Origin of the sequence: Curtobacterium pusillum (genome assembly GCF_013359865.1) — a bacterium.
Lineage (GTDB): Bacteria > Actinomycetota > Actinomycetes > Actinomycetales > Microbacteriaceae > Curtobacterium > Curtobacterium pusillum.
In genome coordinates this window covers 1-3,160 of the sequence record NZ_JABMCE010000040.1, presented here as the reverse complement: position 1 = coordinate 3,160, position 3,160 = coordinate 1, and the positions used below count along the sequence as shown (strand labels likewise).

General features: G+C 55.0%; 1 rRNA gene. It reads right to left on the bottom strand.

Features of this window, described 5'->3' with window-relative positions:
* Positions 1-4 precede the first annotated feature (4 nt).
* Positions 5-3,134, bottom strand: a 23S ribosomal RNA gene (locus HP507_RS01020).
* Positions 3,135-3,160 lie beyond the last annotated feature (26 nt).

The following is a 3,160-nucleotide window of genomic DNA, read 5'->3' as shown; positions in this document are numbered from 1 at the left end:
TTGTGTTGTCAAGTCTTCGGCTTATTAGTACCGGTCAGCTCCACGGGTCGTTAGTCCCCGCTTCCACATCCGGCCTATCAACCCAGTAGTCTGCTGGGAGCCTCTCACACTCAAGGTGCATGGAAATCTCATCTCGAAGACGGCTTCCCGCTTAGATGCTTTCAGCGGTTATCCGGTCCGAACGTAGCTAATCAGCGGTGCCCTTGGCAGAACAACTGACACACCAGAGGTTCGTCCATCCCGGTCCTCTCGTACTAGGGATAGATCTTCTCAAATTTCCAACGCGCGCAGCGGATAGGGACCGAACTGTCTCACGACGTTCTAAACCCAGCTCGCGTACCGCTTTAATGGGCGAACAGCCCAACCCTTGGGACCTACTCCAGCCCCAGGATGCGACGAGCCGACATCGAGGTGCCAAACCATGCCGTCGATATGGACTCTTGGGCAAGATCAGCCTGTTATCCCCGAGGTACCTTTTATCCGTTGAGCGACAGCGCTTCCACAAGCCACTGCCGGATCACTAGTCCCGACTTTCGTCCCTGCTCGACCTGTCAGTCTCACAGTCAAGCTCCCTTGTGCACTTACACTCGCCACCTGATTGCCAACCAGGTTGAGGGAACCTTTGGGCGCCTCCGTTACTCTTTGGGAGGCAACCGCCCCAGTTAAACTACCCACCAGGCACTGTCCATGAACCCGATCAGGGTCCTACGTTAGACATCCAGAGTGACCAGAGTGGTATTTCAACAATGACTCCACGAACACTAGCGTGCCCGCTTCACAGTCTCCCACCTATCCTACACAAGCCACACCGAACACCAATACCAAGCTGTAGTAAAGGTCACGGGGTCTTTCCGTCCTGCTGCGCGTAACGAGCATCTTTACTCGTAGTGCAATTTCGCCGAGTTCGCGGTTGAGACAGCTGGGAAGTCGTTACGCCATTCGTGCAGGTCGGAACTTACCCGACAAGGAATTTCGCTACCTTAGGATGGTTATAGTTACCACCGCCGTTTACTGGGGCTTAAATTCAGAGCTTCGCCCAAAGGCTAACCCTTCCTCTTAACCTTCCAGCACCGGGCAGGCGTCAGTCCGTATACATCGTCTTGCGACTTCGCACGGACCTGTGTTTTTAGTAAACAGTCGCTTCCCACTGGTCTCTGCGGCCTTCAACGCTCACGGAGCTAGTCCGGTCACGTGTCCGGCCCCCCTTCTCCCGAAGTTACGGGGGCATTTTGCCGAGTTCCTTAACCACGATTCTCTCGATCTCCTTGGTATTCTCTACCTGACCACCTGAGTCGGTTTCGGGTACGGGCGGCTGCAACCTCGCGTCGATGCTTTTCTCGGCAGCATAGGATCACTGATTTCCCCTAACGGGTACGCGTCGGATCTCAGGCATACAGACGACGGATTTGCCTATCGTCAGCCCTACATCCTTACACCAGGTTCACCTTACGGATACCATCGCCTGGCTCAGCTACCTTCCTGCGTCACACCTGTTCATACGCTAACCGCACCAGCATGGGGTCGAGCGTTAGACCGCACGCCATCACCCCGAAGGGATCCGGTCAACACGGGTTAGGACTCTTAGCACCACTGGATTAGCTTGGGCGGTTGTTCGCCGGTACGGGAATATCAACCCGTTGTCCATCGACTACGCCTGTCGGCCTCGCCTTAGGTCCCGACTTACCCAGGGCGGATTAACCTGGCCCTGGAACCCTTGGTCTTTCGGAGGACGGGTTTCTCACCCGTCTTTCGCTACTCATGCCTGCATTCTCACTCGTGTAGCGTCCACGGCTGGATCACTCCGCCGCTTCACTCGCCACACGACGCTCTCCTACCACTCCGCACGACTGAACCACGAAGGCTTATCGAGTGTGCGAAATCTACAACTTCGGCGGTGTGCTTGAGCCCCGTTACATTGTCGGCGCGGAATCACTTGACCAGTGAGCTATTACGCACTCTTTCAAGGGTGGCTGCTTCTAAGCCAACCTCCTGGTTGTCTATGCAACTCCACATCCTTTCCCACTTAGCACACGCTTAGGGGCCTTAGTTGGTAGTCTGGGTTGTTTCCCTCTCGACGATGAAGCTTATCCCCCACCGTCTCACTGCTGCGCTCTCACTCACCGGCATTCGGAGTTTGGCTGACGTCAGTAACCTGTTGAGGCCCATCGGCCATCCAGTAGCTCTACCTCCGGCGAGAAACACGCAACGCTGCACCTAAATGCATTTCGGAGAGAACCAGCTATCACGAAGTTTGATTGGCCTTTCACCCCTATCCACAGCTCATCCCCTCCATTTTCAACTGAAGTGGGTTCGGTCCTCCACGACGTCTTACCGTCGCTTCAACCTGGCCATGGATAGATCACTTCGCTTCGGGTCTAGGACATGCGACTCAAATCGCCCTATTCAGACTCGCTTTCGCTACGGCTACCCCACACGGGTTAACCTCGCCACATATCACTAACTCGCAGGCTCATTCTTCAAAAGGCACGCCGTCACCCCAACAAAGGAGGCTCCGACGGTTTGTAAGCAAACGGTTTCAGGTACTATTTCACTCCCCTCCCGGGGTACTTTTCACCTTTCCCTCACGGTACTTGTCCGCTATCGGTCATCTGGGAGTATTTAGGCTTATCAGGTGGTCCTGACAGATTCACACGGGATTTCTCGGGCCCCGTGCTACTTGGGATACACATCCGGCCATAACACCATTTCGTCTACGGGGCTATCACCCACTACGGCCCGGCTTTCAAACCAGTTCGACTATGATGCGCTGTAACCGCCCCAGTCCGGCAGAACTGAGCGACGTGTCCCACAACCCCGACCATGCAACGCCCGCCGGCTATCACACATGATCGGTTTAGCCTCATCCGCTTTCGCTCGCCACTACTCACGGAATCACATGTTGTTTTCTCTTCCTGTGGGTACTGAGATGTTTCACTTCCCCACGTTCCCTCTACCCGCCCTATATATTCAGGCGGGAGTCACCAGGTCACAAAAGCGCCCAGCGGGGTTTCCCCATTCGGAAATCCTCGGCTCACAGCTCGATTATCAGCTCCCCGAGGCTTATCGCAGATTTCTACGTCCTTCTTCGGCTCCAGATGCCAAGGCATCCACCGTTTGCTCTTAGAAACTTGACCACAAAGATTAAAATTGCGATCGACTC